The sequence below is a fragment of the Geodermatophilus sp. SYSU D00525 genome, from assembly GCF_054050475.1.
Window position 1 is genome coordinate 179,918 of the sequence record NZ_JBJGZK010000005.1, and the last position, 25,728, is coordinate 205,645.

Consider the following 25,728-nt stretch of genomic DNA (forward strand, 5'->3'; position numbering starts at 1 on the left):
ACGTGGGCGCGGATACTGTCCTCGGCGAACAAGTGAGGTCACGAGGAGGTCACGTGACGGTGCAGGAGACCTTCGCGGCCGACGTCGCGGCGGCGATGCGCACGGAGCTGCCGTCGGTCGCCGAGCGGACGGTCGCGGCGATCGTCGTCGAGGTGCCCAGCTACGCCGAGGCCTTCCGCGGGCCCATGGGCCGCAAGATCGAGAACGCCGTCCAGCTCGCCCTCGGCGGCTTCCTGGAGCTCGCGACCGGCGGGGCGGACGCCAGCCGGCCGGTGGACCCCGCGATCGAGAGCGCCTACGCACTCGGGCGCGGGGAGGCGCGCACCGGCCGGTCGATGGACGCCCTGCTGTCGGCCTACCGGGTCGGCGCCCGGGTGGCCTGGCGGCACCTGAGCGAGACGGCGGTGGCGGCCGGCATGCCCGCCGCGGCGCTGGCCCGCTTCGCCGAGCTGGTGTTCGCCTACATCGACCAGCTCTCGGCGGCGAGCGCCTCCGGGCACGCCGACCAGCTCGCGGCCAGCGGCCGGGTGCGGCGGCGGCACCTGGAGCGGCTGGCCGAGCTGCTGGTCACCGGCGCGCCCCCGTACGAGCTGATCACCGCAGCCGAGCGGGCGGACTGGACGCCGCCGCGCACGCTGACCGCCGTCCTGCTGTCCGAGGCCGGCGTCCGCGAGGCGACGGCGGTGCTCGACGCGCGCACGCTGCAGGCCGGCGAGGACCTGCCCGGGGCGGAGCCCTCGACCGAGCGGGCGGTGCTGCTGGTGCCCGACGCCGAGGGGTTCGCCCGCGCGGCGCTGCTGAAGGTGCTCTCCGGCCGCGACGCCGTCGTCGGGCCGGCGCGGCCGTGGCAGGAGGCGCGCTCGTCGTACTCGCGGGCGCTGCGGGCGCTGCAGGTGGGCCTGTCCCCGGACGGCGACGCGCCCGTGGACACCGAGCAGCGGCTGGCCGACCTGGTCCTGCGCGCCGACGGCGAGGCGCTGGCCGACCTGCGCGCGCAGGTGCTCGCCCCGCTCGACGGCCTCGGCCCCGGCCCGCGGGAGAAGCTGGTGGAGACGCTGCGCTCGTGGCTGCTGCACCACGGCCGGCGCGAGCAGGTGGCCGCGGAGCTGTTCGTCCACCCGCAGACGGTGCGCTACCGGATGGGGCAGCTGCGGGAGCTGTTCGGCAGGCACCTCGACGACCCGCAGACGGTCCTCGAGCTCACCCTCGCCCTCGGCTGCCGCTGAGTCGCCCGGGGGAACTCGTACGTCGTCCCCAGGGGGCTCCCAGGCGGGCGGCCGAGTCTCGGGGGCACGGCGGCACCCCCGCTGCCGGACCCCGAGGAGGCCACCGTGTACCGCAGCACCGAGACCGTCGGCCGGCACGCCTGGGTGCGCACCCCGCGCCGCCCGCTGCCGCCGGAGCTGACCGCCGACGTCGCCGTCGAGGTGGCCGCCGCCGCGCTCGCCGAGGCGCCCGGCGCGACCATCGAGTGGCTGGAGGTCGACGCCGCGGGCCTGTTCGCGGCGCACCTGCGCGGCGCCGACGGCGCGACCCTCGTCGTCCACCTCGACGCCGGCCTGCGGGTGGTCGGCCGGCTCGCCGGGGTCAGCTGACCCGGAGGACGGCGACCAGGAAGTCCGACTGCGCGGTGAACGGGTGCAGGTGCCAGCTCGACAGGAGCAGGTCCGGCTCCAGCCCGCCGGCGCGGGCGTCGGCGAGGAACGCGTCGAAGGCGTAGTCCCGCCCGGCGCCGAAGCCGACGACGGCGCGCCCGCCGTCGGCCAGGTGCGCCCGGAACCGCCGCAGCACCTCGGTCCGGGTGGACGGCGCGAGGAACGTGACCACGTTGCCCGCGCACACGATCGCGTCGAACCGGTCGGGCAGGTCGAGCGTGGCCAGGTCGCCGACCAGCCAGCGCGCGCCCGGGTGGTCCTCCTCCGCCGCGGCGATCAGCACCGGGTCGACGTCGACCCCGACGACGTCGTGCCCGGCCGCGGCGAGGTGGCCGCCGACCCGGCCCGGGCCGCAGCCGGCGTCCAGGACCCGCGACCGCCGCGGCAGCATCGCGTCGACCAGCCGCGCCTCGCCGACGATGTCCATCCCGCCGGCGGCCAGGTCCTTGAACCGCTTGACGTAGGCCGCCGAGTGCCCCGGGTCGGCCTCGGTCATCCGCAGCCAGAGGTTCTCGCTCACGGCTCCATCGTCGTGGGCCGCCAGTCCGGCGGGTCGCCCGGGTGCAGTGCGGGGTCGTCGGCGGTCAGGGTCCGCACCGGGCCGGGCGGGGTCAGCGGCCCCTCGAAGCGCACCGTCACCCGGCCCAGCCCGCGGCCCCACACCCAGCCCGGGCCGTGGTCGTCGTGCACGACGTCCTGCCCGGGCCACCACCGCCGGTCGGCCGGGCCGGCGGTCCGGGCGGCCTCCTGGAGGACGGCGTCGGCCTCCGACTCGTCGGGCGCGCCGGGGTCGTCGTCGGCGAACAGGTCGCCCTGGGCGTACTGGGACAGGCCCGAGACGCCGACGCCGATCAGCCGCAGGCCCCCGCCGGTGCCGGCCTCGACGAGCAGCCGCCGGGCGATCGAGGCCACCTGGCGGGCGTCGTCGGTGGGTTGCGGCAGCGTCTGCGAGCGGGTGAGCGTGGTGAAGTCGTAGCGGCGCAGCTTGAGCGTCACGGTGCGCCCGGACAGCGCCGAGGACCGCAGCCGCGCGCCCACCCGGGTGGCCATCGAGTCGATCAGCCGGTTCAGCTCGGCGAGGTCGGTGAGGTCCCGCTCGAAGGTCTCCTCGTGCGACACCGACTTGGCCTCGCGCTCGGCGACCACCGGCCGGTCGTCCTCGGCCCGCGCCAGCCGGTACAGCCCGCTGCCGTGCGCCTTCCCGGCAAGCGCGACGAGGTCGGGCAGGGACTTGGCGGCCAGCTGCGCCACCGTCGCGACGCCGACCTGCCGCAGCCGCTCCGCCGTCGCCGGGCCCACGCCGCCGAGCCGGGTGACCGGCAGCGGGTGCAGCACGTCCAGCTCCGTGCCGGGCGCGACGACGACGAGGCCGTCGGGCTTGTCCAGGTCGGAGCCGATCTTGGCCACGAGCTTGGAGCTGCCGACGCCCACCGAGCCGGTCACCCCGCCGGTGGCCTCGGCGATGCGGGCCTTGAGCCCGCGGGCGAGCGCGGTGACGCCCTCGACGGACAGGTCGTGCCCGGGGCCGGCGGCGAGGTCGACGTAGGCCTCGTCGATCGACACCGGCTCGACCAGCGGCGACAGCTCGCGCAGCAGCTCCATGACGACGTCGGAGGTCCGCCGGTAGGCGGCGAACCGGCCGCCGAGGAACGCCGTCCCGGGCGGGCAGCGGCGCCGCGCCTCCGCCGTCGACATCGCCGAGCGGGCGCCGTACGCGCGGGCCTCGTAGGACGCCGTCGCGACGACGCCGCGCCCGCCGGTGCCGCCGACGACCACCGGCCGGCCTCGCAGCGAGGGCTTGTCGCGCTGCTCGACGGCGGCGAAGAACGCGTCCAGGTCCAGGTGCAGGACGCTCGCCTCCTGCCGCACGCCCCCATCGTCCTACGCCGGGACGACAGACCCTGGACGCCGGTCCGGAGCCGCCGGACCCTGGCCGGCAGGCACCCGTCAGGAGGCCGCCATGACCGCTCCCGAGACCCCGACGACGACGCGGGCACGAGCCGGCGGACCGCGGCACGGCGCGCTGGTCGCCTACCGGCTGGCGCTGGCCCTGCTGCTGCTCGCCGTCGTCGTGCAGTTCTTCCTCGCCGGGCTCGGCACCTTCGGCGGGAGCTTCGACGCCCACGTGACCAACGGCTTCACCGTGATCCCCGCGCTGTCCGCCGTCGTGCTCGTCCTGGCGCTGGTCGCCCGCGCGGGCACCCGCGACGTCGTCCTCGCCCTGGTGCTGGCCCTGCTCACCTTCGTCGGCCAGAGCCTGCTGAGGGCACTGGCCGACGAGGGGGCCGTCTGGGGTGGCCTGCACGCCGTGAGCGGGCTGGCGGTCCTCGGGATCGCCGGCTTCCTCCACACCTCGGCGGCCCGCCGGCTCTCCTCCGGCCCGGGTGCGTAGCGCGGCTCGGGCGCCGGCCACCGCCTCGACGGTCGGGCCGAGCAGCGGCCGGAACCGCCGCCCGAACACGGTCCGCCACAGGGCGCCGAGCGGACCCCGGAAGGTGACCGCGTGCTCCGGGCGCGCACCGGCCAGGCTGCGGGTCAGCATCATCGCCCCACCGGGCAGCGGCACGTCGACGACGATCCGCCGCCGCGGCTCCACCTCCCGGACGACGAACCGCGAGCGCCGGCCGTCGAGGCCGGTGAGCACCCCGCGGGTGCCCGGCCCGAACGGCCCGTCGAGCGCGGCGCCGCGCAGCCCGCGGTCCCACTCCCCCCACGTCCCGGGATCGGTCCAGCGGCGCCAGACGGCGTCCGGGTCGCTCGTCGTGGTGTCCGCGGCGAAGCCGCCGGGGACGTCCCGCACCTGTGCCATCGGTCCTCCCTCCCCCTCTCCTTCCGCGGTGGGGGACGGGCGGATGCGCCGCTCAGCCCAGCGCCAGCACCAGGCAGACGGCGGCCAGCGCGAGCGCCACGGGCGTCATCACCAGCCGCTCGGGCCGGCTCCGGGAGATCGCGTTGAGGACCACGCCCAGCCCGAAGTACCCGGTCAGGACCCACATGCCGACCTCGACGAGCCCGCGGGGCAGCAGGTCGACGGCCCCGGCCGCCTGCAGCACCAGCAGCGCCACGGCGGCGTAGACCCCGATCGACACCACGCTGCCCACCCGCAGCCGCGGCGGCAGGACGACGTGCTGCCCGCCCCACGCGAACCGCCCCAGCGGCGCGCCGCCGGCCAGCGCGAGCTGGAAGACGGCGAGGGCGGCGAGCAGGGCGGTACCGACGGCCGCGACCATGATCACGGGGTCGCAGGCTAGCGGCCGGACGGCGTGCCTCAGCCCTCCGTGAGCGCGGCCGGCGGCAGCCAGTCCGCGTCGAGCAGCTCGGCGATCTCCTGCAGCGATGAGGTGTCCGCGCCCGCCGTCGACCCGCTGACCGCCAGCCGCTCCACCATCACCCGGGCCACCTGCTCCTCGACCGTGCCCTCCGCGAAGGCCACCCGCCACGGGGAGACCTGCCCGTCGCGGTGGGTGCGGCCGGTGACCTGGCGGGCCTGGATGCCGGAGAAGCGCGGCTGGTGGAACAGCCCCACCCGCGGCGTCGTCGAGGCGGTCGTCCCGCCGGGCAGCAGCTCGCCGGCGTGGAGGCTGATCGAGGCGGTCACGGTGAACACGCAGACCGGGGCCTCGCCGGTCTGGAAGCGCAGCCGCTCGGCCTCGACGTCGAACCGGTCGCGCCCGTAGATCGACGCCACCGCGATGCCGGAGTCCAGCAGCGCCTCGCGGATCGGGTCGGCCGCGGTCTCCACGAACTCCACCGACACCGCGACCTGCCGCTCGGCCTCGACCTGGGCGCGCACCCAGTCGACGGTCGCCTGCGCGCGGATCAGCCCCGCCTTCTGCCGGAACCGCAGCAGCGCGGCGCGGCCGCGGGCGCTCTGCCGGGCCCGGCGCGCCAGCTGCATCTCGGCGCGGAACTCCTGCCACTCCGACTCGTAGGCGGCCTGCTCGGCGGGGGTGAGCGCCACCGGTGTCCCGGTCACCGACACCGGTCCCCACGGTGCCGGGCGGTGCAGCGTGGCCGGCGGGTCGGCGTCGGCCAGCCAGCCCTGGAGCCGGGCGAGGTCGGCGCGGCGGGCGTCGGCGTCCTCGGTCCACGCCCAGCCGTAGCGGCCGCGTTCCACGTGGAACCCGTGCTCGGCGAGCTTCGCCGGCAGGTCCGCCCAGGCGCGCAGCGGCTCACCGTGCACCTGGGCGAACTGCGGCGCCAGGTAGGGCAGCTCCAGCGGGGTGTGCGCCGGGGTGGCGGTGGCGGCGACGACGAACGGGGCGTCCTTCGCGCGGGCGCCGCCGGAGACCGCCTTCCAGTGCTTCCACCGCTGCGTCGTCGTGTGCCGGACCATGTGCGCCTCGTCGGCGATCACGACGTCGAACGACGTCTTCGACACCTTGGCCAGCCGGTCCCAGGTGGTGACGCACCAGCGCAGGCCGCCGTCGCCGAAGCCGGCGATCGAGCGGGTCCAGTGCGGGATGGTGATGGCCGCCGGGCGGTCGGCGACGACGAGCACCCGCTCCCCGCCGCGCAGCTCGCAGATCTCCCGGGCGGCCATGACCGCCGTGCCGGTCTTGCCGACGCCGGGGTCGTCGCCGAGCAGGAACACCCGGTGCCCGGCCGCGGCGGAGGTGACGACGGCCTCGGCACCGGTGCACTGCTCGTCGCGGGGGATCATCGGCCGGCCCTCGGGCAGCGGCCGCGGCGTCTCGTTGAGCTCGTCCTCGAGGAAGCGCTCGAGGGTGTACGGCGGCGGGTCGTAGGGCGCCAGCGCCGGCGGCAGTTGCGCGCCGACCCACACGTGCGCCTGCAGCCCGGCGTGCCAGGCGGCGCCGGGGGCCGGGGCGCGGAACGGGACGGCGAGCACCCACACCCGCTCGCCGGCGCCGGCGGTGGGCAGGTCGGGCACCGCCGGCCGGCGGGCCGTCGACCGCCGCTTCCTCGTCCGGCGCTCGGTGGTCGTGGCGGCGCGGCGCCGTCCGGGCATGCTGGGACCTCCCCCGTCGTCCCCGGCACGGTAGGTCGCCGTCGCCCGCGGATCTGGTGGAATCGCCGGATGGGGCCGCAGTCTGACGAGGGGTTGGCGGCGCGCACCGTCGGCGAGGCCGGCCCGCGGGTGGTGTTCGTCCACGGGCTGTTCGGCCAGGGCAAGAACTGGACGACGGCGGCCAAGGGGCTGGCCGACCGCCACCGGGTGACGCTGCTCGACCTGCCCAACCACGGGCACTCGCCGTGGACCGACCGCGTCGACTACGTGGACATGGCCGGGCTGGTGGCCGCGGAGCTGGAGTCGTTCGGCGAGCCGGTGACGCTGGTCGGGCACTCGATGGGCGGCAAGGTGGCGATGCAGCTGGCGCTGCGCCGGCCGGAGCTGCTGCGTGCGCTGGTCGTCGTCGACATCGCGCCGGTCGAGTACCCGGTGTCCGGCGGCCGCACCGACGACCCCGACGAGGAGGCCTCCCCGTTCGGCGCGTTCATCGCCGCGATGCGGGCGGTGGACCTCGGCGCGCTGCGCACCCGGGAGGACGCCGACCGGGCGCTGCGCGAGGCGGTGCCCAGCACGATGGTGCGGTCGTTCCTGCTGCAGAGCCTGGTCCGCGAGGGTGTGGGCTCGGGCCGGTGGCGGTGGCGGCTGAACCTGGAGACCCTCGAGCGCGACCTCGGCGAGCTGCGCGGCTTCCCCGATCCGCTGCCCGGTGCCACCTTCGACGGCCCGGTGCTCTGGATCGCCGGCGCGAACAGCCACTACGTGCTGCCGGAGGACCGGCCGCGCATGGAGGAGCTGTTCCCCCGCACGCGGCTGGTCAAGGTGAAGAACGCCGGCCACTGGGTGCACTCCGAGCAGCCCGAGGTCTTCCTCGAGACGCTCCGCCGCTTCCTGGACGCCGTCGAGGGCTGAGGGGCGTCCCTCGGGAGCGCCCCTGCGGGGTGGTCGCCGGCACCTGCGGGGAAGACGTCGTCAGCGGCCCGTCCGGGGCGACGACTCCCCCGCAGTCGCGCGTGAGCCCGTCGCCGCCGTCGAGGGGGTGGGGATCATCGGGATCGCGCTCCTCGCGGGGATCGCGGCGAGCGCCTGAGCCGTCCCGTCGTGCCCGCCGGCGACTGGAGGCCGTCACCGGCCGCTGCGAGGCTGGAGGGATGACCGGGGGGCGGGCGTGACGGAGGAGCAGGTCCGCGCGCTGGCCCTGGCGCTGCCGGAGGTCACCGAGGCCGACCACCACGGCCGGCCGTCGTTCCGGCTGGGGACCGCCGTGCTCGCCACGCTGTGGGCACCGGGCATCCTCAACGTCATGCTCGGGGAGTCGGAGGCGCGCGCGGCCGAGGGCGGCGCGGTCTCGCTGCTGTGGTGGGGGAAGCGGCTCTCGGGCGTGCGGGTCGACCTCGCCGCGGCCGACCCGGACGTCGTCGCCGACCTGCTCGACGAGGCCTGGACCCGCCGGGCCCCCGCCCGGCTGCGGAGGCGGCACCCGTGACCTACCCGCGGCCGGTCCCGGTCATCGGCGACGCCACCTCGGCGGCCCAGCGGGCCGGCGACCCCGCCGGCTGGGCCATGCCCGACGACGCCGGGGGTCTCTACGCCGTCGTCGCCGCCCGCCGCGACGTCCGCCGCTACCGCCCCGACCCGGTGCCCGACGACGTCCTGCGCCGGGTGCTGGCCGCGGGGCACGCGGCGCCATCGGTCGGGCACAGCCAGCCGTGGCGGTTCGTCGTCGTCCGGGACGCAGGCGTCCGGGACCGCGCCGCCGTCCTCACCGACCGCGAACGGCTGCGCCAGGCCGCGCAGATGGAGCCCGACGCCGCCCGCCGGCTGCTCGACCTGCAGCTCGAGGGCGTACGCGAGGCGCCGCTGGGGATCGTCGTCTGCTGCGACCGGCGCACGCCCGCGGCCGGCGTGCTGGGCCGCGCGACCTTCCCCGACGCCGACCTGTGGAGCTGCGCCGCTGCGATCCAGAACCTGTGGCTGGCCGCCCGCGCCGAGGGCCTGGGCATGGGCTGGGTGACGCTGTTCCGTCCCGAGGAGCTGGCCGGGCTGGTCGGCCTGCCCGACGGCGTGGCCACCCTCGGCTGGCTGTGCCTGGGCTGGCCCGACGAGCGCCCGCCTGCCCCCGGGCTGGAGCGGGCCGGCTGGTCGCGGCGGCTGCCGCTGGACGCCGTCGTCCTGGAGGACCGCTGGCCCGCCGACGACGGCGGCCCCACCGCTCCGCCGTCGCACCTGCGCGCGCCCGGGCGCGAGGACGTGGTCGGCGCCCGCGACGAGGCCGACCGCCTGCTCACTCCCCCGGGCTCGCTCGGCGTGCTCGACCGTGCGGTGGACCGCGTGGTGGCGCTCGGCCGCGGCGACGTCACCGGCGGCGCGCTCGTGCTGGCCGCCGCCGACCACCCGGTCGCCGCGCTCGGCGTCTCGGCCTACGGCGGGCACGTCACCCGCGACGTCGTCCGCGCCGCGCTGGCCGGCACCTCGGTCGGCGCCACCGCCGCGGCCGCGGCCGGGCTGACGACGGTCGTCGTCGACGCCGGGGTGGACGGCGACCCGCTGCCGGGCGCGGTGGACGCCCGCCCGGCCGGCCCGCGCGGCGACCTGGCCGCGGCCCCCGCCCTGACCGCCGCCGACGTCGAGCGGCTGCTGGCCGCCGGGCGGGACCTGGGCGCCCGCGACGGCCTGCTCGCGCTCGGCGAGGTGGGCGTGGGCAACACGACCGTCGCCGCCGCCCTGGCCGCCGGGCTGCTCGGCGCCGACCCCGCCGACGTCACCGGGCTGGGGTCCGGCGCCGACAGCGAGGTCCTCGAGCGCAAGCGCGCCGTGGTGGCCGCGGCGGTGGCCCGGGCCGGGAGCGGTCTGGATCCCGTGCGGGCGCTGGCCGAGCTGGGCGGGCCGGAGCTCACCGTGCTGGCCGGGGCGGTCCTCGGCGCCGCGGCGGCGCGCACCCCCGTCGTCCTGGACGGGTTCGCGGTCTCGGTGGCCGCACTGGCCGCCGTGCTGCTCGAACCCGGCGCGCAGGCCTGCCTGCTCGCCGGGCAGCGCAGCCGCGAGCGCGGGCACGAGCTGGTGCTGCACGCCCTCGGCCTGGAGCCGCTGCTGGACCTGCGGCTGCGCGCCGGGGAGGGCGCCGGCGCCTCGCTGGCCGCCGGCCTGCTGCTCGACGGCCTCCGGGTGCGGCGGACGACCGCCCGGGTGGGGTGACGCCGGGTCGCCAGCCGGGCCCCGGTCGGGCCAGGATCGGCGGCGTGACCGATCCCCGCGCCGGCCAGCCGGCCGCTCCGTCCGACCTGGTCGACGTCGCCTCGCTGGTGACCGCCTACTACACGCTGGTGCCCGACCCGGCCGATCCGGCGCAGCGGGTCTCGTTCGGGACCTCGGGGCACCGCGGGTCGGCGTTCGACACCGCGTTCAACGAGGCGCACATCCTGGCCACCACCCAGGCGATCTGCGAGTACCGGGCGGCGCAGGGCTTCGACGGGCCGCTGTTCCTCGGCCGCGACACCCACGCGCTGTCCGAGCCGGCGTGGGCCAGCGCGCTGGAGGTGCTCGTCGCCAACGACGTCACCGTGCTCGTCGACGCCGCCGGGCGGTACACGCCCACCCCGGCGGTGAGCCACGCGATCCTCGGCGCCAACCGGGGGAAGAGCAGCGGCCTGGCCGACGGCATCGTCGTCACCCCGTCGCACAACCCGCCCCGCGACGGCGGCTTCAAGTACAACCCGCCCTCGGGCGGCCCGGCCGACACCGACGCCACGAAGGTCATCGCCGACCGCGCCAACGAGCTGCTGGCCGCCGGGCTCGACGGCGTGCGGCGGGTGCCGTTCGCCCGGGCGCACGCGGCGGCGCAGCGGTACGACTACGTCGCCACCTACGTCGACGACCTGCCCGCGGTGCTCGACCTCGACGCCGTCCGCTCGGCCGGTGTCCGGATCGGCGCCGACCCGCTCGGCGGGGCGAGCGTCGACTACTGGGCGGCGATCGCCGAGCGGCACCGGCTCGACCTCACCGTGGTCAACCCGCTGGTCGACCCCACGTGGCGGTTCATGACGCTCGACTGGGACGGCAAGATCCGGATGGACTGCTCGTCGCCGTCGGCGATGGCCTCGCTCATCGGCAAGCGCGCCGACTACGCGATCGCCACCGGCAACGACGCCGACGCCGACCGGCACGGGATCGTCACCCCCGACGCCGGGCTGATGAACCCCAACCACTTCCTCGCCGTCGCGATCTCCTACCTGTTCGCGCACCGCCCGGAGTGGGGCGGGGACGTCGCCGTCGGCAAGACGCTGGTGTCGTCGTCGCTGATCGACCGCGTCGTCGGCGGGCTGGGGCGGCGGCTGGTCGAGGTGCCGGTCGGGTTCAAGTGGTTCGTGCCCGGCCTGCTCGACGGGTCGGTCGGGTTCGGCGGCGAGGAGTCCGCGGGGGCGTCGTTCCTGCGCCGCGACGGCGGGGTGTGGACCACGGACAAGGACGGCATCCTGCTCGCGCTGCTGGCCGGCGAGATCCAGGCGGTGACGGGCAGCTCGCCGTCGCAGCTGCACGCGGAGCTGACCGGGCGGTACGGCGAATCGGCTTACGCGCGGGTGGACGCCCCGGCCACCCGCGAGCAGAAGGCCGCCCTGGGGAAGCTGTCGCCGGAGGACGTCACCGCCACCGAGCTCGCCGGCGAGCCGATCACGGCCAAGCTCACGCGCGCGCCCGGCAACGACGCCGCGATCGGCGGGCTGAAGGTCGTCACCGAGAACGCCTGGTTCGCCGCCCGCCCGTCGGGGACCGAGGACGTCTACAAGGTCTACGCCGAGTCGTTCAAGGGCCCCGACCACCTCGCGCAGGTGCAGGAGGAGGCCCGCGCCGTCGTCGGTGCCGCCCTCGGCGCCTGACCCGAGCCCTGACCCCGGGCGGCGGGAATGGCCGTTCCTGCCGCCCGGGTCGCGGTCAGGGCCGCCAGGACGCGCCGGACGGCGGCGTCCAGGGCACGGAGGTCGGCCGCGCTGAGGCGGATGACCCGCCAGCCGGCCGCCCTCAGCCGTGCACGTCGCTCGTCGTCGCGGACGATCTGGACGCCGCCGACGTGGTGCTCCCCCTCGTACTCGACCGCGAGCCGCGCCTCGGGGAAGGCGAGGTCGACCCGGGCGACGAAGCGGCCGGCGTGCCGGACCTCGACCTGCGGTTCGGGGCACGAGGCCGGCCCGTCACGAGCGCCACCCGCACGCGGGACTCCGGACCCGACTCGGCCCGCGGGTCGACCGGGGACACCGCCCGGCGCACCCGGGTCACACCCCACCGTCCCGAGCCGGCGCGCACGGTGGCCGACAGGTCCTCGCGGGAGACGGAGTCCGCCCTGACCATCGCGTCCGGGCCGGCGACCGCGGTCCCCAGCGGTTCCGACGCGGCGACGTCCCAGCACGTGGGCAGGGCAGTGCTGAGCGGGACACCGTCGCGCGCCTCGACCCCTCCCGGATCGACCGCGCTCCGGTGCACCCGCACCCCTCGGGGACCCATCCACTCGAGGCCGGCGGGCCGCAGCACGGTGACGGGGTCGTCCTGCCCGGGCCACGGAGGCCGTGCCACCCCGCTGCCGAGCTGCCGCCCAGGACCGCGCCGGGAGGCAGCAGCAGAGCCACCGCCTCACAGCGCAGCCGGTGGTCGAACAGCAGCGCGGGATCGGCGTGGACGCCCTGGACGACGCGGCGGAACGACCGCAGGTGCCGCGACGTCAGGTCACCGGTGGACACGGCGTGACTCCCGACGAAGACGCCGGTGACGAACCGAGCAGGACCGGGCACCGGGAGAGGGTGGCCTGCGCGGCCCACATCCCGCCGTCGTCGTCCACAGGCGCGGCAGGAATGGCCATTTCTGCCACGGTCGGGTGTGGACACGGGGTCGGACCCCCGTCCCGGGAGGGCGGCGACCGCAGACTGGGCGCATGAGCGGTCAGCCGTACGAGCAGGAGTGGGACGTCGTCCCGCCCGGGTCCGTCCCCCCTCCCCCGCCGCCCGCGTACGGCAACCAGCCCACGTACGGCGCCCAGCACGTCCACGGCGTCCGGTACGGCCCCGTGCCGCCCTACGCGCAGGTCCCGCCCCACCCCCAGCCGGGTCCGTACGGTCCCGGCTGGGTGGCGGTGCCGCTCGCGCCTCCGGCGTGGCCGCACGGTCCCGGGCGGCCGGGGACGGCGACCACCGCGGCCGTGCTCGGTTTCGTCACCGGCGGCCTGACCGCGCTGGTGTCGCTGGCCTTCCTCGTCGCGGTGCTCACCGGCGCCGAGGACGACCCGATCACCGTCACGCTGCTGCTCGGCCTCCCCTGCGCGGCCGGGCTGGTCACCGGGGCGGCGCGGCTGCTGGGCCGGCACTCCCCGACGGTCCTGTTCGCCTCAGCGCTCGCCTCGGTCGTCGTCCTCTTCCTCGCCCTCGTCGTCGGCGCCGCGACGCAGGACGCCGACGACGTGGCCGGCTTCACCGCGTTCCTCGTGCTCGCGCTGCCGCTGCCGGTGCTCACCGCGGTGTTCGCCCGGCTGCCGCGCACGGTGGGCTGGGCCGGCCCGCGCGCCTGAGGGAGCTCAGCGGCGGCGGGCCTTGTCGGCGTACATCGCCGCGTCGGCCTCCCGGACCACGGCCTCCTGCGCGTCCTCGGGGTCCACCCCGCCGTCGACCGAGCCGATGCCGATGCTCAGGCCCACCCGCACGGTGGTCGAGCCGATGCTCAGCGAGCCGGGGAACGCCTCCCGCAGCCGTGTGGCCAGCACCTCGGCGTCCGCCCGCTCGGTGTTCTCGCAGACGACGGCGAACTCGTCGCCGCCCAGCCGGGCGGCGGTGTCGCTGGCCCGCAGCACCGACGCCAGGTGGCCGGCCACGGCCACGAGGACGGCGTCACCGACGGGGTGACCGAACTGGTCGTTGACCGCCTTGAACCCGTCGAGGTCGAGCACCAGCACGCAGGTCGGCGTGTGCTCGCGGTGGCCGCGTTCGAGCGCGTGCCGCAGCCGGTCGTGGAACAGCAGCCGGTTGGGCAGCCCGGTGAGCGGGTCGTGCGCCGACAGGTGCAGCAGCCGGGCCTCCATCGCCTTGCGCTCGGTGACGTCCTCGACCACCAGGACCAGGTGGGGCGGGGTGACGTCCGGGGTGCCGTCGACCCAGGACGACGTCACCTGGACCGGCACGACCTCCCCGTCGGACCGCACCATCCGGCACTCGTGCCGGGCCCGGCCGCGGCTCTCCCGCAGGCCGGTGAGGACGGCCTCCGCGCCGGCCACGTCCTCGGGGTGGGTGACGGCGGACAGCGTCGTGCCGCGCAACGACCCGGGGTCGCGGCCGAGCAGCTCGCCGAGCGCGGCGTTCGCCTCGATCAGCACGCCCTCCGGGGTGCTCAGCGCCACGCCCATCGGCGAGTTGGTGAACGCGCTGCCCAGATCGGGGGGCGGCAGGGTGCCCGTGGCACGCCCTCCGTCCACGGCGCCTCCTCCCGCACCTCGGCTCGGTGTACCGACCCCAGTCATTACCTCCTCCGTTCCACGTGGAACCCCCTCACGAGGCAGGATGGTCGGGTTCCCCCGTCCGGGCGAGCAGACAGGAGGGCAGCGGTGCCGTCGGACTTCGACCTGGTGCTGCCGACGGCGGTGGACGTCCGCGAGGTCGGCATGCGGGACGGGCTGCAGCTGGAGGCCCCCGTCCCGCTCGAGGGCAAGCTCGCGATGCTCGAGGCGCTGGTGGCCACCGGCGTGCGCCGCATCGAGGTGACGTCGTTCGTCTCGCCGAAGGCCGTCCCGGCGCTGGCCGACGCCGACCGGGTGGCCGCCGAGCTGTCCCGGTGGCCGGGCGTGCACTGGTCGGCGCTGGTCGCCAACCCCCGCGGCGCGGTGCGCGCGGTCGACGCCGGCATCGCCGACCTCGAGCTGGTCGTGTCCGCCTCCGACGGGCACAGCCGGGCCAACGCCGGCCGCTCCACCGCCGAGGCCCTGACCGGCGTCGGCGAGGTGGCCGCGCTGGCGCACGGCGCCGGCGGCTCGCTGGAGGTCGTCGTCGCCACCGCCTGGGACTGCCCGTTCGACGGGCGCACCCCGATCGCCCGCACCGTCGACGTCTGCCGCGCCGCGGTCACCGCCGGCGCCGACGCCCTGTGCCTGGGCGACACGATCGGGACGACGACGCCGGCGCGGGTGGTCCGCCTGCTGCACGCCGTCCGGCGCGCCTGCCCCGGCACCCCGGTCGCGGTCCACTTCCACGACACCCGCGGCACCGGCCAGGCCAACGCGCTGGCCGCCGTCCAGGCCGGGGTGACCCAGCTCGACGCCTCCGTCGGCGGGCTCGGCGGCTGCCCGTTCGCGCCCGGCGCGAGCGGCAACATCGCCACCGAGGAGCTCGTCCACTGGCTGGAGGAGTCCGACGTGCGCACCGGCATCGACCTGGACGCGCTGCTGGCCGCCGCGCGGGTCACCGAGTCCGCTGTCGGCCACGAGCTGCCCAGCTCCCTGTACCGCGCCGGCGGTCGCTCGGTCCCCCGGGCGGCGGCCGGGACGACGGCGTGAGCGGTCCGGCGGAGGTCGTCGACCCGCGGGTCATGCGGGACGTGCTCGGCCACTTCGCCTCCGGCGTCACCGTGGTCACCGCGGACACCGACGACGGCCCGATCGGCTTCACCTGCCAATCGTTCAGCTCGCTGTCGCTGGACCCGCCGCTGGTGGCACTCGCGCCGGCGCGCACGTCGAGCACCTGGCCGCGGCTGCGGGCCATCGGCCGGTTCTGCGTCAACGTCCTCGCCGAGGACCAGTCCGGGCTGTCGGCGGCGTTCGCGCGCTCGGGCGTCGACAAGTTCGCCGGCGTCCCGTGGCGGCCGAGCCGGCGCGGCTCCCCGGTGCTCGACGGCGTCGTCGCGTGGATCGACTGCACGCTGTGGGCGGAGTACGACGGCGGCGACCACACGATCGTCGCGGCCCGCGTGCTGGACCTCGGCGCCGACCCCGGCCGCCGTCCGCTGCTGTTCCACCGCGGCCGCTACGGGTTCGTGGAGGTCGACGGCGCCTGACGGGCCGGGACGGTCAGCCGAAGCGGACGGCGATCAGCGCGACGTCGTCGCGGCCGTCGAGGGTGCCGCTGACCGCGGCGTCGCACAGGTCGCGGGGCGAGGCGTCGACCGGGGTGGCCGACAGCCGCTCCACCAGCGCGGCGATGCCCTGGTCGAGGTCCGAGCCGGGGGTCTCCACCAGCCCGTCGGTGTAGGCGAGCACCGTGGAGCCCGGCGGCAGCCGCAGCGTCCGCGTCCGCCGCGTGGCGGTGGCGTCGACGCCGACCAGCAGGCCGGTGACGCCGTCGACCGGCTGCACGGAGCCGTCGGGTGAGCGCAGCAGCAGCGGCGGGTGGCCGGCGTTGGCCAGCTGCGCGGTCCAGGCGCCGCCGGGCCCGTCCGGCGGGAGGGCGCGCAGGTAGGCCATCGTCGCCAGCGAGGCGACCCGCAGGCCCTGCACCAGCCGGTCGACGCGGGTGAGCACCGTGCTCGGGTACGGGTCGGGGGCGTCCCAGAGGCAGGCGCGGATCAGCCCGCGCAGGTGGCCCATCGCGGCCGCCGCGGCGACGTCGTGGCCGACGACGTCGCCGACGACCATCCCGACCGACCCGTCGGGCAGCTGCAGCAGGTCGTAGAAGTCCCCGCCGACGTCGGCCGCGGTCGAGGCGCTGACGTAGTGCGCGGCGGCCTCGAGGCCGGCGATCTCCGGCAGGTCCGGCAGCAGGGACCGCTGGAGGGTGTCGGCGACGGCGTGCTCCTGCTGGTAGAGCCGCACGTTGTCCATGACCAGGGCCGCCCGGCGGGCGAGGTCCTCGACCAGCCCGACGTCGTGGGGGGTGAACGGGCGCTCCGGCGAGGTGCGCACCAGCGTGATCGCCCCACGGGTGCGGCGGCGGGCCACCATGGGCGCGCTCAACGCCGACGCCGCGCCGAGCCGCTGGGCGATCTCCTGGGCCACCGGGGAGGCGGTCTCCCCGTCCAGCCGCTCGGGCAGCCGCTCGACCAGCACCGCGCGCGAGGTGGCGATGCTGCGCTGGCTCGGCGAGTCCGGGGGCAGCCGCAGGGCGTGCCCGGCGTCGAACCGGCGAAGGTCGGTGCGCTGGTGCTCGCGGTCGCGGGAGACCAGCTCCCGGACCTCCCCGGACTCGTCGACGAGCGTGATGACCGCCCAGTCGGCCAGCTGCGGCACGCACAGGGTGGCCAGCCGGTCGAGCACGTCGGCGACGTCGAGGGTGGCGATCAGCGTGCTGGTCGCCTCGGCCATGAGCGCGAGCCGCGCCTGGGCGCTCTCGGCGTCCTCCTGTGCCCGCTCGGCGTCCGCCCGTGCCTGCTCGGCCACCGCGCGGGCGAGCTCGGCCTCCTGCCGGGCGGCCTGCTCGGCGGCGAAGGCGGCCTCCCGCTCGGCCTCGACCCGCACCCGCTCGGTGACGTCGGTCTGGACGCCGACGAAGCTGACCAGCTCGCCGTCGCCGTCGAACACCGGGCTGATCGCGAGCTGGTTCCAGAAGGCGGTGCCGTCGCGGCGGTGGTTGAGCAGCGTGACGGTGGTCGCCTCCCGCGCCTGCAGGGCCGCGCGGATCTGCTCGATGGTGCCCCGGTCCGTGCTGGGGCCCTGCAGGAAGCGGCAGTTGCGCCCCACCGACTCCTCGTAGGAGTACCCGGTGATCCGGGAGAACGACGGGTTGACCCAGACCAGCGGGTTGTCCGGCTGGCGGGGGTCGGTGATCGTGAACGCGATGTCGGTGGCCACCACGGCCCGCTCGCGCAGCGCCTGCAGCTCGGCGTCGGCGTCCTCGCCGCCCGCGTTCTCGACCTCCAGCAGCACCACCAGCGACAGCTGCTGCGTGCTGTCCGGCTGCGACAGCGGGAAGCCGGTCACCCAGAGCAGCCGGTCGGCGTCCCCGTCGTCCTCCCGGGCGCGGCCGGCGTCGGTGCTGCGGCCCGGCGAGAGCCGCACCGCCTCGCCGGTGACGGGCGCGCCCTGGGCCACCAGCGACAGCGGGCCGCTCGTCCGGGCCAGCGGGGCGCCGCCGAGGTCGGTGAGGCCGGCCGACGCGCCCCAGGTGTCGACGTCGACCGGCAGGCGGACGTTGCCGGCCATCTCGACCGCGGCGGTGTTCGCGTAGGTGACCGCGCCCGACTCCTGGTCGATGAGCAGGACCGCGACCGGGACGTCGGCCAGGACCGCGGGCAGGGCCGTGGAGGCGGAGCGGTCCCCGCGGTGCTCGGAGACGACGGCGGTGGCGGCGCTGACGATGCCGGCCTGCCGGTCCGAGGCGCCGTCCGCGGCGGGTGCCGTGGCCTCGGCCATGGCGGCGCGGGTGCGCGGGGGGATGCCGTCGCCGGGCGGGGAGTCGGTGGGCCCGCCGACACCGGGGAGCAGCCCGGGCGGCGGCCCCAGCTCCTCCCGCGGTCGGTTGCCGTCCGGTCGCACGCAACGAATCTACCGGCTGTCCCGGGCCGACCGCCTCCGACCGCCAGGTGACCTGCCCGGACAGGTGTGCGCGGCGCCCCGCCGGGCACCTTCCCGGGAGACCACTCGGGAGGGAGACGTCATGGGACTGCTCGACCGGCTCCTCGGCCGGCGCCGTGCGCCGGAACCCTCGGCCTACGGCGGCTACGACGGCTACGCCCCGCCGCCCGCACCGCCGCCCGCTCCCCCGGCCTCCGGGGACCGGCAGCTGACCGACCAGCAGGCCATCCAGCGCTACCGCTACCTGCTGAAGACCGCGCCGCCGGACCAGATCGAGCAGGCGCACGCGGAGGCCTTCGCCCAGCTCACCCCGGAGCAGCGGCAGGAGGTGCTGACCCAGCTCGCGGCCGGGGTGCCGGCGTCCGAACGTCCGCGCAGCGACGACGCCCAGACGCTGGCCCGGGTCGCCACCCGCGCCGAGCTGCGCCAGCCCGGGTTCCTCGAGCGGACCTTCGGCGGCTACGGCGGCGGTCCCGGCTACGGGCCCGGCTACGGCGCCGGTTACGGGGGCGGGTACGGCTACGGGGGCGGCTACGGGCCCCGGATGGGCGGCTTCGCCGGCTCCATCGGCGGCAGCATGCTCGGCACCATCGGCGGCCTGGTCATCGGGACGGCGGTCGCCGACGCACTGTTCGACACCGGACTGGACGACTCCGGGCTGTTCGGCGGCGGCGACGAGGAGGCCTACGCCGAGGGCTACCAGGACGGCGCCGGGGCCGGCGACGGCGGCGGGGGCGACCACGCGGCCTCCGACGGTGACTACGGCGGGGACCCGGGCGCCGACTTCGCGGGCGGGGCCGACAACGGCTTCGGCGGCGGTGACTACGGCGGGGGCGGGGACTTCGGCGGCGGGGACTTCGGCGGCGGGGACTTCGGCGGCGACTTCGGGGGCGGCGACTTCTGACCGCTCAGGCCCGGCCGGGGCCGTCCTCGGGGACGGTCTCGGCCGCCTCCTCCCCCGACGACCCCGCCGCCACCTCGGCCTGGTGGCGCAGCCACAGCAGGCCGAGCACCGGCAGCACCAGCGGCACGAACCCGTAGCCGCGGCCGAACGCCGACCACACGGTCTCGTCCGGGAAGGCCGCCCGGTCCACCAGCGACAGCACGCCCACCACCAGCACGCCGGCCAGCTCCACCGAGCAGGCGACGACGGCGGTCCGCCGGCCCGCCCGCCCGCCGCGGGCCAGCCCGACCGTGGCGATCGCGTAGACCACCGCGGCCAGGGCCGACAGCAGGTAGGCCACCGGCGCCTCGTCGAAGCGGGTGGCCAGCTGCACGCCGGCGCGCGCCCCCGCGGCCAGCGCGAAGACGGCGTAGACGGCCACCAGCACCCGGCCCGGCCCGGCGGCGGTCCCGCCCGGCGCGGTGCCGCGCGCGTCCCGCTCAGGCACCGGGGGCCTCCCAGAGCTGCACCAGCCGCCACACCATGACGGCGGTGACCAGCGACGCCACGGCCAGCACCGTCCCCGCCCAGCGGCTGGGCTCGGTGCGCGACCACAGCACCCCGGCCACCGGCAGCAGGACGACGCCGGCCAGGTAGCCGACGAACGTCGCCGTCTCCGGGGGCCGCTGCCCGCCCGCCAGCGCCGCCGCCGCCACCACCGCCTGGACGACGAGCAGCACCTCGAGCACCGCGGCGCCGGCCAGGTGCAGCAGGCCGATCCGCCGGCGCGCGAGGGTGGAGGCCAGGCCGGCGAGCGCGACCAGCACGGCCACCGCCGTGGCCGACCAGACGAGGAGGGCGTTCATCGCCTCCCATGATCGCGCGCCTCGCGGGGGAGCCGGGAGCGGGCGCGGGGTAGGCATGGACCATGACCGTCCGCGACCTGGTGGTGGACCTGTGCACCGAGCACCTGGACGCCGTCACCGGCGACCCGGTGCCGCTGCAGGCGCTGGTCGGCCTCCTCGCCGCGTGCGGGGTGGCCGAACCGAGCGCGCGGGTCGCCGCGGCGGCGCTGCGCCGCGCCGGCTGGCTGGCCGCGTCCCGGCGCGGGCGGGAGACGCTGCTGGCCCCGACCGCGGTGCTGCGCGCGGCGGTGGCCGCCCGCGACGACCGGGTCCAGCGGCGGCTGGGCCCGTGGGACGGCGAGTGGCGGATGGTCGTCTACGGCGTCCCGGAGACCGACCGCGCGGCCCGCGAGCGGGTGCGGCGCGCCCTCGCCCGCGCCGGCTTCGGCCCGCTGGCGCCGGCCACCTGGGTGTCCCCGCACGCCGTCGCGCTGGAGGAGGTGCGCGCCGAGCTGGCCGGCGAGCGCACCTCCCGGCTGGACCTGCTCACCGCGCACGTGGCCGACCCGCGGCTGTCCGACGCCGACCTGGCCGCCCGGTGCTGGGACCTCACCCGGCTCGGTACCGCCTGGACCCGGGTGCTCGACCGGCTGCGCGCGGTCGCCGGTGAGGTGCCCCAGGGCGCGGCCGCGCTCGGCCGGCACCTGCGGCTGCGGGCAGACATGCGGGCGGTGCTCACCGGCGACCCGCTGCTGCCCCCGGCGCTGCAGCCGGAGGCGTGGCCGGCGCGCGAGATCCGCGACACGTGGACCGACGTCGGTGCCCGGCTGGCCGCCGCCGCCCGCGCCCACGTCGCCGAGGTGCTGGGGGCCGTCGCCCCCCGGGCAGCCTGAGGAGCCCTCGTCGCGGAGATGGCTCCTCAGCGGTGGACGCCGGACATGTCCGGGTAGCGGTCGCCGACCGCGGCGCCGACCGGGGCGGCCTCGTCGAGCCGGCGCAGGTCGTCGTCGGTGAGCCCGACGTCGGCGGCCGCGGCGTTCTCCTCGAGGTAGCGCACCCGCTTGGTCCCGGGGATCGGCACCACGCCCGGGTTGCCCCCGCGGTCGCTCTGCGCCATCACCCAGGCCAGCGCGAGCTGCGACGCCGTCACGCCCTTCTCGTCGGCGATCTCCCGCACCCGGTCGACCAGGCGCAGGTTCCGCTGGAACGCCTCGCCCTGGAACCGCGGGTTGTGCCGGCGGAAGTCGTCGGGCGCGAGGTCGTCGACGCTGCGGATCTGCCCGGAGAGGAAGCCGCGGCCGATCGGCGAGTAGGCGACGAACCCGATGCCGAGCTCGGCGCAGGTGGCCAGGACGCCGTTCTCCTCGGGGTCGCGGCTCCACAGCGAGTACTCGGTCTGCACGGCGGTGACCGGCTGGACGGCGTGCGCCCGGCGGATGGTCTCCGGCGCGGCCTCGGAGATGCCGACGTGGCGCACCTTGCCCGCCTCGACCAGCTCCGCCAGCGCGCCCCAGGTGTCCTCGACCGGGACGGTGGTGTCCACCCGGTGCTGGTAGTAGAGGTCGACGACGTCGACGCCGAGCCGCTCGAGCGAGGCGTCGCAGGCCCGCCGCACGTAGTCCGGCCGGCCGTTGATCCCGCGGAACGAGCCGTCCTCGCCGCGCTCGTTGCCGAACTTGGTCGCGAGCACCACCTCGTCGCGGCGCCCGGCGATGGCCTTCCCGACCAGCCGCTCGTTGGTGAACGGGCCGTACATGTCCGCGGTGTCGAGGAAGGTGACGCCGAGGTCGAGGGCCCGCTGGATCGTGCGCTCGGCCTCGGCCTGGTCGCCGGTGCCGTAGAACTCGCTCATCCCCATGCAGCCCAGCCCCATGGCGGGGACGGACAGGGAGCCGAGGGTGCGTGTCTGCATGGGCCGCTCCTGCCCGCCCGGGAACGGGGACAACCGGCCGTGAGCGGACCCCGCCGTTCCGCTGCTCCACGGGCTGTGGCAGGTTAGGCCGTCCTCAGTTAGGGCAGCCTGACCTACTTCCGAGCAGGAGAACGATGCGCACCGCGATCCGGCCGATGGCGGCCACCTCCCTGTCCCTGGCCACGGTCCTCGCGCTCGGCGCGTGCTCGTCCGACGAGCCGGTGGCCGAGGCCGCGACCGACGCCGGGACCGTCACGTGGACGTGGGACCGGAACACCGCCGCCGAGGACCAGGAGCCGGAGTACGAGGAGACGACGGTCGAGGTCCCGGTGGACCCGGAGCGGATCGTCGTCCTCGACATGGCCAGCCTCGACACCATCGGCGCGCTGGGCGGCGAGGTCGCCGGCGCCCCGCTGGAGTCGGTGCCCGACTACCTCCAGCAGTACCTGGCCGACGACGCGTTCGACGCGGGCACGCTGTTCGAGGCGGACCTGGTCGAGATCGAGTCGCAGCAGCCCGACCTCATCGTCATCGGCGGCCGCTCCGCGGCGCTGTACGAGGACCTCAGCGAGATCGCGCCGACGGTCGACCTGAGCCTGCGCGGCACCTACACCGAGACCCTCGAGCGCAACGCCACCTTCCTCGGCGAGGTGCTCGGCGCGGAGGACGAGGCGGCCGCGGCCGTCGCCGACCTCGAGGCGGGCATCGAGGAGGCGCGGGCCGCCACCGCCGACGCGGGCACCGGCCTCGGTCTCATGGTCTCCGGCGGCGAGCTCAGCGCGATGGCCCCGGCCGGCGACGGCGCGGACGCCCGCGGTGCGCGCGGCGGGCTCATCTACGACGCGTTCGGCGTGCAGCCCGTCGTCGACGACGTCCAGGCCGCCACGCACGGCGAGCCGGTGTCCTTCGAGTTCCTGCTCGAGACCGACCCCGACCACCTGTGGGTCGTCGACCGCGACGCCGCCACCGGCGAGGAGGGCGCGCAGGCGGCCGCGGCGGTGCTCGACAACGACATCGTGGCGCAGACGACCGCCGCGCAGCAGGACCAGATCCACTACCTCGACCCGGTCGCCTGGTACGTCGTCTTCGGTGGCATCGACACCACCCGGATCATGATCGACGACGTCCTGCAGATCGCCGGCTGAGTCCCGCACCTCCTCCGTGACGGCACTCGACACGGGTCCCGCGAGCACCCCCGCCCCGGCGCGCACCCGGCGCACCGGCGTGGGGGTGCTCGTCGGCGTGCTGCTCGCGGTCCTCGCGGTCGCGAGCCTGTTCACCGGCGTCTCCGACGTCTCCCCGGTGTCGGTGCTCACCGGCGGGTCCGACGGCACCGCGGCCTTCCTGCTCGGGGCCAGCCGGATCCCGCGCACCGTGGCCCTGGTCCTCGCCGGGGCCTCGCTGGGCATCGCCGGGCTGATCATGCAGATGCTCGTGCGGAACAGGTTCGTGGAGCCGAGCACCACCGGCGTCACCGAGTTCGCGACGCTCGGCATGCTCGTGACGACGGTGTTCCTGCCGGGGCTGGCCGTCGTCGGCAAGACGGTCGTCGCCGCGGTGTTCGGCCTCGTCGGGACCTGGGTGTTCCTGCGGGTGGTGCGGGCGGTGCCGGTCCGCCAGCTCGTCCTCGTCCCGCTGGTCGGCATCATGCTCGGCGGCGTCGTCGGCGCGGTGACGACGTTCGTCGCCTACCGCCTGGACCTGCTGCAGTCCCTCGGGCAGTGGGCGCAGGGCAGCTTCGCCGGCGTCGTGCAGGGCCGGTACGAGCTCGTGTGGATCGCCGGCGCGATGGTCGTCGTCGCCTGGCTGGCCGCCGACCGGTTCAGCGTCATCGGCCTCGGCGAGGAGTTCGCGACCAACCTGGGCCTCGACTACCGCCGCGTGGTCGCCGTGGGCATGGTCGTCGTCGCGGTCATCACCGCGGCCGTGCTCGTCACGGCGGGGCTGGTCCCGTTCCTCGGCCTCGTCGTCCCGAACGTCGTCAGCCTGCTGATCGGCGACAACGTGCGCCGGGCGATCCCGTGGGTCGCCGCGCTCGGGGCCCTGTTCGTCGTCGCCTGCGACGTCCTCGCGCGGGTCGTGCGCTTCCCCTACGAGATCCCGCTGTCGGTCGTCGTCGGCGTCGTCGGGGCGGTGCTGTTCCTCTGGCTGCTGCTGCGGAGGGGGAGCCGTGCTCACTGACCCCGCGCCGACGGCGGTCCGCCCCCGCGTGGCGGTGCGGGTGCGCCGGACCGGGCCCGCGGCCCGCCTGGCCGCGCTCGGCGCCGTCGTCCTCGCCCTGACCGCCGTCTACCTGTTCACCGACGTCCCCGGCTCGCTGGCCTACGCGCTGGAGAAGCGCGGCCTGACGGTGGCCGCGATGGTCGTCGTCGCGGCGGCGGTCGGGGTCTCGACGGTCGTCTTCCACACGATCACCCAGAACCGCGTCCTCACCCCGTCGATCATGGGGTTCGACGCGTTCTACGTCCTGGTCTCGACCGTCGTCGTCTTCGCCGCCGGGTCCGCGGCGTTCCTGGCGGCCGACCCGCTCGTCCTGTGGGCGGTGCAGGTGGCGGTCATGGTCGCGTTCAGCGTCGTGCTGTTCACCTGGCTGTTCGGCGGGAAGCGGCGGTCGATCCACCTGATGCTGCTGGTCGGCATCGTGCTGGGCACGTTCTTCCGCGCCTTCACCGAGTGGATGCAGCGGATGCTCGACCCGCTGGACTTCCAGGTGCTCTCCGACGCGTTCTTCGCCTCCCTGACCCGGCCCGACGAGACGCTGCTCGCGCTCACCGCGGGCCTCGTCGTCCTCGGCTGCGGGGTGGTCGTGCCGCTGCTGCGCACCCTGGACGTGCTGACCCTCGGCGAGCCGGCCGCGGTGGGCCTGGGCGTCGACCACCGGCGCGTGGTGATGACGCTGTTCCTGGTCGTCTCGGTGATGGTCGCGGCGTCGACGGCGCTGGTCGGGCCGATCCTGTTCTTCGGCCTGGTCGTCGCCAACCTCGCCTACTCGTGGGCGGGCTCGTTCCGCCACGTGTGGACGGTGCCCACGGCGGTGCTGCTCGGCGTCGTCTGCCTGCTCGGCGGCCAGCTGGTCCTGGAGCGGGTGCTCGGCTTCGGCGGCACCCTCTCCACGGTCATCGACTTCGCCGGCGGGCTGTTCTTCCTGTACCTCGTCCTGCGGAAGGGGGCGCGGTGATCGCGCTCGAGGGCGTCACCAAGCGCTACGGCGGCCAGACGGTGGTCGACGACGTCACGATCCGCCTCGGCGGCGAGGGGGTGACGGCGCTCATCGGCCCGAACGGCGCGGGCAAGTCGACGCTGTTCGGCCTGATCGGCCGCCTGGTCCGGCCCGACGCCGGGCGGGTCACGGTGGACGGCCGGGACGTCGCGACGACGCCGTCGCAGGAGCTGGCCCGGCGCCTGGCCGTGCTGCGCCAGGACAACCACGTCGCCGCGCGGCTGACCGTCTCCGACCTCGTGGGGTTCGGGCGCTTCCCGCACTCGCGGGGCCGGCTCACCGTCGCCGACCGCGAGCACGTCGACCGGGCGATCGCCTACCTGGAGCTGGACCCCCACCGGGACCGCTTCCTCGACGAGCTGTCGGGCGGTCAGCGCCAGCGCGCGTTCATCGCGATGGTCCTCGCCCAGGACACCGAGTACGTGCTGCTCGACGAGCCGCTCAACAACCTCGACCTGCGGCACATGGGCGAGATCATGCGGCTGGTCCGGACGATGGCCGACGAGCTCGGGAAGCGGGTCGTCACCGTGCTGCACGACGTCAACTCGGCGGCGGCCCACGCCGACCGCATCGTGGCGATGCGGGACGGCGCCGTCGTCGCGGACGCCCCCGCACGCGACGTCATGCGTCCCGAGGTGCTGGCGGCGATCTACGACACGGCCGTCGACGTCCGCGAGATCGACGGCCGCCCGGTCGCCCTGTACTACGGCTGAGCGCGCGCGGTGTCGACCTGCTGTCGTCTCCCCGCGCGGGAGGGGACAGCAGGTCGAC

General features: G+C 76.4%; 26 protein-coding genes. 16 read left to right on the forward strand and 10 right to left on the reverse strand.

The window, feature by feature from the left end; translation table 11 throughout:
* Positions 1–53: 53 nt before the first annotated feature.
* On the forward strand, positions 54–1,226 hold the full coding sequence (locus ACI796_RS06845; protein WP_456940479.1) for a PucR family transcriptional regulator: 1,173 nt from the start codon (positions 54–56) through the stop codon (positions 1,224–1,226).
* Between the two features lie 105 nt (positions 1,227–1,331).
* Positions 1,332–1,595, forward strand: a complete 264-nt coding sequence (locus tag ACI796_RS06850; protein WP_456940480.1) for a hypothetical protein — start codon at positions 1,332–1,334, stop codon at positions 1,593–1,595.
* Here ACI796_RS06850 and ACI796_RS06855 read toward each other — a convergent pair.
* Both ACI796_RS06855 and ACI796_RS06860 read right to left on the reverse strand, forming a co-directional pair.
* Positions 1,588–2,175 (reverse strand): class I SAM-dependent methyltransferase, encoded by a 588-nt coding sequence (locus ACI796_RS06855; RefSeq protein ID WP_456940481.1) that lies wholly within the window; start codon positions 2,173–2,175, stop codon positions 1,588–1,590. The genes ACI796_RS06850 and ACI796_RS06855 overlap by 8 nt on opposite strands.
* The gene (locus tag ACI796_RS06860) at positions 2,172–3,524 is read right to left on the reverse strand and encodes a DNA polymerase IV (protein ID WP_456940482.1); all 1,353 of its coding nucleotides are present in this window, start codon (positions 3,522–3,524) and stop codon (positions 2,172–2,174) included. The genes ACI796_RS06855 and ACI796_RS06860 overlap by 4 nt, the downstream gene beginning before the upstream one ends.
* 91 nt (positions 3,525–3,615) lie before the next feature.
* Here ACI796_RS06860 and ACI796_RS06865 point away from each other — a divergent pair, with 91 nt between their 5' ends.
* A complete protein-coding gene (locus ACI796_RS06865; protein ID WP_456940483.1) occupies positions 3,616–4,047 on the forward strand; it encodes a DUF6220 domain-containing protein in 432 nt (143 codons plus the stop codon).
* Between the two features lie 469 nt (positions 4,048–4,516).
* Here ACI796_RS06865 and ACI796_RS06870 read toward each other — a convergent pair whose 3' ends face one another.
* Together ACI796_RS06870 and ACI796_RS06875 are read right to left on the reverse strand one after the other, a co-directional pair.
* A complete protein-coding gene (locus ACI796_RS06870) occupies positions 4,517–4,885 on the reverse strand; it encodes a hypothetical protein (protein ID WP_456940504.1) in 369 nt (122 codons plus the stop codon).
* A 38-nt stretch (positions 4,886–4,923) separates the two neighbouring features.
* Entirely contained in the window at positions 4,924–6,627 is a 1,704-nt protein-coding gene (locus tag ACI796_RS06875; RefSeq protein ID WP_456940484.1) for a helicase, read from the reverse strand.
* 69 nt (positions 6,628–6,696) lie between these two features.
* Between ACI796_RS06875 and ACI796_RS06880 the strand changes: the two genes are divergently transcribed.
* The 4 genes from ACI796_RS06880 (at position 6,697) to pgm (ending at position 11,501) form a co-directional block, all read left to right on the forward strand.
* Positions 6,697–7,539, forward strand: coding sequence for an alpha/beta fold hydrolase (locus ACI796_RS06880; protein ID WP_456940485.1), 843 nt, complete (start codon positions 6,697–6,699; stop codon positions 7,537–7,539).
* Between the two features lie 256 nt (positions 7,540–7,795).
* Positions 7,796–8,113 carry a hypothetical protein gene (locus ACI796_RS06885; protein ID WP_456940486.1) on the forward strand — a complete coding sequence of 106 codons (318 nt, stop codon included), beginning with the start codon at positions 7,796–7,798 and terminating at the stop codon, positions 8,111–8,113.
* Complete coding sequence (bluB, locus tag ACI796_RS06890) at positions 8,110–9,822, forward strand: 5,6-dimethylbenzimidazole synthase (protein WP_456940487.1); 1,713 nt, start codon at positions 8,110–8,112, stop codon at positions 9,820–9,822. Before ACI796_RS06885 ends, bluB begins: the two co-directional genes overlap by 4 nt.
* A gap of 44 nt (positions 9,823–9,866) precedes the next feature.
* The gene (gene pgm / locus ACI796_RS06895) at positions 9,867–11,501 is read left to right on the forward strand and encodes a phosphoglucomutase (alpha-D-glucose-1,6-bisphosphate-dependent) (protein WP_456940488.1); all 1,635 of its coding nucleotides are present in this window, start codon (positions 9,867–9,869) and stop codon (positions 11,499–11,501) included.
* Here the strand turns inward: pgm and ACI796_RS06900 are convergent.
* Positions 11,414–12,253, reverse strand: a complete 840-nt coding sequence (locus ACI796_RS06900) for an endonuclease domain-containing protein (protein WP_456940505.1) — start codon at positions 12,251–12,253, stop codon at positions 11,414–11,416. The two genes, pgm and ACI796_RS06900, sit on opposite strands and share 88 nt — an antisense overlap.
* Before the next feature lie 294 nt (positions 12,254–12,547).
* Between ACI796_RS06900 and ACI796_RS06905 the strand changes: the two genes are divergently transcribed.
* Positions 12,548–13,177, forward strand: a complete 630-nt coding sequence (locus ACI796_RS06905; RefSeq protein WP_456940489.1) for a hypothetical protein — start codon at positions 12,548–12,550, stop codon at positions 13,175–13,177.
* Between the two features lie 6 nt (positions 13,178–13,183).
* Here the strand turns inward: ACI796_RS06905 and ACI796_RS06910 are convergent, their stop codons facing one another.
* On the reverse strand, positions 13,184–14,074 hold the full coding sequence (locus tag ACI796_RS06910; protein WP_456940490.1) for a diguanylate cyclase domain-containing protein: 891 nt from the start codon (positions 14,072–14,074) through the stop codon (positions 13,184–13,186).
* Between the two features lie 129 nt (positions 14,075–14,203).
* Between ACI796_RS06910 and ACI796_RS06915 the strand changes: the two genes are divergently transcribed.
* Positions 14,204–15,148, forward strand: a complete 945-nt coding sequence (locus ACI796_RS06915) for a hydroxymethylglutaryl-CoA lyase (protein WP_456940491.1) — start codon at positions 14,204–14,206, stop codon at positions 15,146–15,148.
* Positions 15,145–15,645: a flavin reductase family protein gene (locus tag ACI796_RS06920; protein WP_456940492.1), complete on the forward strand. Its 501-nt coding sequence runs from the start codon at positions 15,145–15,147 to the stop codon at positions 15,643–15,645. The genes ACI796_RS06915 and ACI796_RS06920 overlap by 4 nt, the downstream gene beginning before the upstream one ends.
* Positions 15,646–15,658: 13 nt before the next feature.
* On the opposite strand, the gene ACI796_RS06925 is transcribed toward ACI796_RS06920, so the two are convergent.
* Positions 15,659–18,058 (reverse strand): SpoIIE family protein phosphatase, encoded by a 2,400-nt coding sequence (locus ACI796_RS06925; RefSeq protein WP_456940493.1) that lies wholly within the window; start codon positions 18,056–18,058, stop codon positions 15,659–15,661.
* Between the two features lie 121 nt (positions 18,059–18,179).
* On the opposite strand from ACI796_RS06925, the gene ACI796_RS06930 reads away from it, so the two are divergent.
* Entirely contained in the window at positions 18,180–19,001 is an 822-nt protein-coding gene (locus ACI796_RS06930; protein ID WP_456940494.1) for a hypothetical protein, read from the forward strand.
* A gap of 4 nt (positions 19,002–19,005) precedes the next feature.
* On the opposite strand, the gene ACI796_RS06935 is transcribed toward ACI796_RS06930, so the two are convergent.
* Complete coding sequence (locus ACI796_RS06935) at positions 19,006–19,488, reverse strand: hypothetical protein (RefSeq protein ID WP_456940495.1); 483 nt, start codon at positions 19,486–19,488, stop codon at positions 19,006–19,008.
* Positions 19,481–19,846 carry a hypothetical protein gene (locus tag ACI796_RS06940; protein WP_456940496.1) on the reverse strand — a complete coding sequence of 122 codons (366 nt, stop codon included), beginning with the start codon at positions 19,844–19,846 and terminating at the stop codon, positions 19,481–19,483. Before ACI796_RS06940 ends, ACI796_RS06935 begins: the two co-directional genes overlap by 8 nt.
* A 62-nt stretch (positions 19,847–19,908) precedes the next feature.
* Between ACI796_RS06940 and ACI796_RS06945 the strand changes: the two genes are divergently transcribed.
* The gene (locus ACI796_RS06945) at positions 19,909–20,718 is read left to right on the forward strand and encodes a PaaX family transcriptional regulator C-terminal domain-containing protein (protein ID WP_456940497.1); all 810 of its coding nucleotides are present in this window, start codon (positions 19,909–19,911) and stop codon (positions 20,716–20,718) included.
* 26 nt (positions 20,719–20,744) lie between these two features.
* Here the strand turns inward: ACI796_RS06945 and ACI796_RS06950 are convergent, their stop codons facing one another.
* A complete protein-coding gene (locus ACI796_RS06950) occupies positions 20,745–21,737 on the reverse strand; it encodes an aldo/keto reductase (protein WP_456940498.1) in 993 nt (330 codons plus the stop codon).
* Between the two features lie 134 nt (positions 21,738–21,871).
* Between ACI796_RS06950 and ACI796_RS06955 the strand changes: the two genes are divergently transcribed.
* From ACI796_RS06955 to ACI796_RS06970, 4 genes are read left to right on the forward strand one after another with little or no spacing between them, the layout of a single operon-like run.
* The gene (locus ACI796_RS06955) at positions 21,872–22,882 is read left to right on the forward strand and encodes a siderophore ABC transporter substrate-binding protein (protein ID WP_456940499.1); all 1,011 of its coding nucleotides are present in this window, start codon (positions 21,872–21,874) and stop codon (positions 22,880–22,882) included.
* 16 nt (positions 22,883–22,898) lie between these two features.
* Positions 22,899–23,918, forward strand: a complete 1,020-nt coding sequence (locus tag ACI796_RS06960) for an ABC transporter permease (RefSeq protein WP_456940500.1) — start codon at positions 22,899–22,901, stop codon at positions 23,916–23,918.
* A complete protein-coding gene (locus ACI796_RS06965; protein ID WP_456940501.1) occupies positions 23,908–24,915 on the forward strand; it encodes an iron chelate uptake ABC transporter family permease subunit in 1,008 nt (335 codons plus the stop codon). The genes ACI796_RS06960 and ACI796_RS06965 overlap by 11 nt, the downstream gene beginning before the upstream one ends.
* Positions 24,912–25,670 (forward strand): iron ABC transporter ATP-binding protein, encoded by a 759-nt coding sequence (locus ACI796_RS06970; protein ID WP_456940502.1) that lies wholly within the window; start codon positions 24,912–24,914, stop codon positions 25,668–25,670. Before ACI796_RS06965 ends, ACI796_RS06970 begins: the two co-directional genes overlap by 4 nt.
* The last annotated feature ends 58 nt before the right edge of the window (positions 25,671–25,728 follow it).

Bases quoted from the DNA above. Each gene is read 5' to 3' on its own strand.
- ACI796_RS06865 (WP_456940483.1), top strand. From the start codon at position 3,616: ATGACCGCTCCCGAGACCCCGACGACGACGCGGGCACGAGCCGGCGGA.
- ACI796_RS06870 (WP_456940504.1), bottom strand. From the start codon at position 4,885: ATGGTCGCGGCCGTCGGTACCGCCCTGCTCGCCGCCCTCGCCGTCTTC.
- ACI796_RS06875 (WP_456940484.1), bottom strand. From the start codon at position 6,627: ATGCCCGGACGGCGCCGCGCCGCCACGACCACCGAGCGCCGGACGAGG.
- ACI796_RS06880 (WP_456940485.1), top strand. From the start codon at position 6,697: ATGGGGCCGCAGTCTGACGAGGGGTTGGCGGCGCGCACCGTCGGCGAG.
- ACI796_RS06905 (WP_456940489.1), top strand. From the start codon at position 12,548: ATGAGCGGTCAGCCGTACGAGCAGGAGTGGGACGTCGTCCCGCCCGGG.
- ACI796_RS06930 (WP_456940494.1), top strand. From the start codon at position 18,180: ATGGGACTGCTCGACCGGCTCCTCGGCCGGCGCCGTGCGCCGGAACCC.
- ACI796_RS06940 (WP_456940496.1), bottom strand. From the start codon at position 19,846: ATGAACGCCCTCCTCGTCTGGTCGGCCACGGCGGTGGCCGTGCTGGTC.
- ACI796_RS06945 (WP_456940497.1), top strand. From the start codon at position 19,909: ATGACCGTCCGCGACCTGGTGGTGGACCTGTGCACCGAGCACCTGGAC.
- ACI796_RS06950 (WP_456940498.1), bottom strand. From the start codon at position 21,737: ATGCAGACACGCACCCTCGGCTCCCTGTCCGTCCCCGCCATGGGGCTG.
- ACI796_RS06955 (WP_456940499.1), top strand. From the start codon at position 21,872: ATGCGCACCGCGATCCGGCCGATGGCGGCCACCTCCCTGTCCCTGGCC.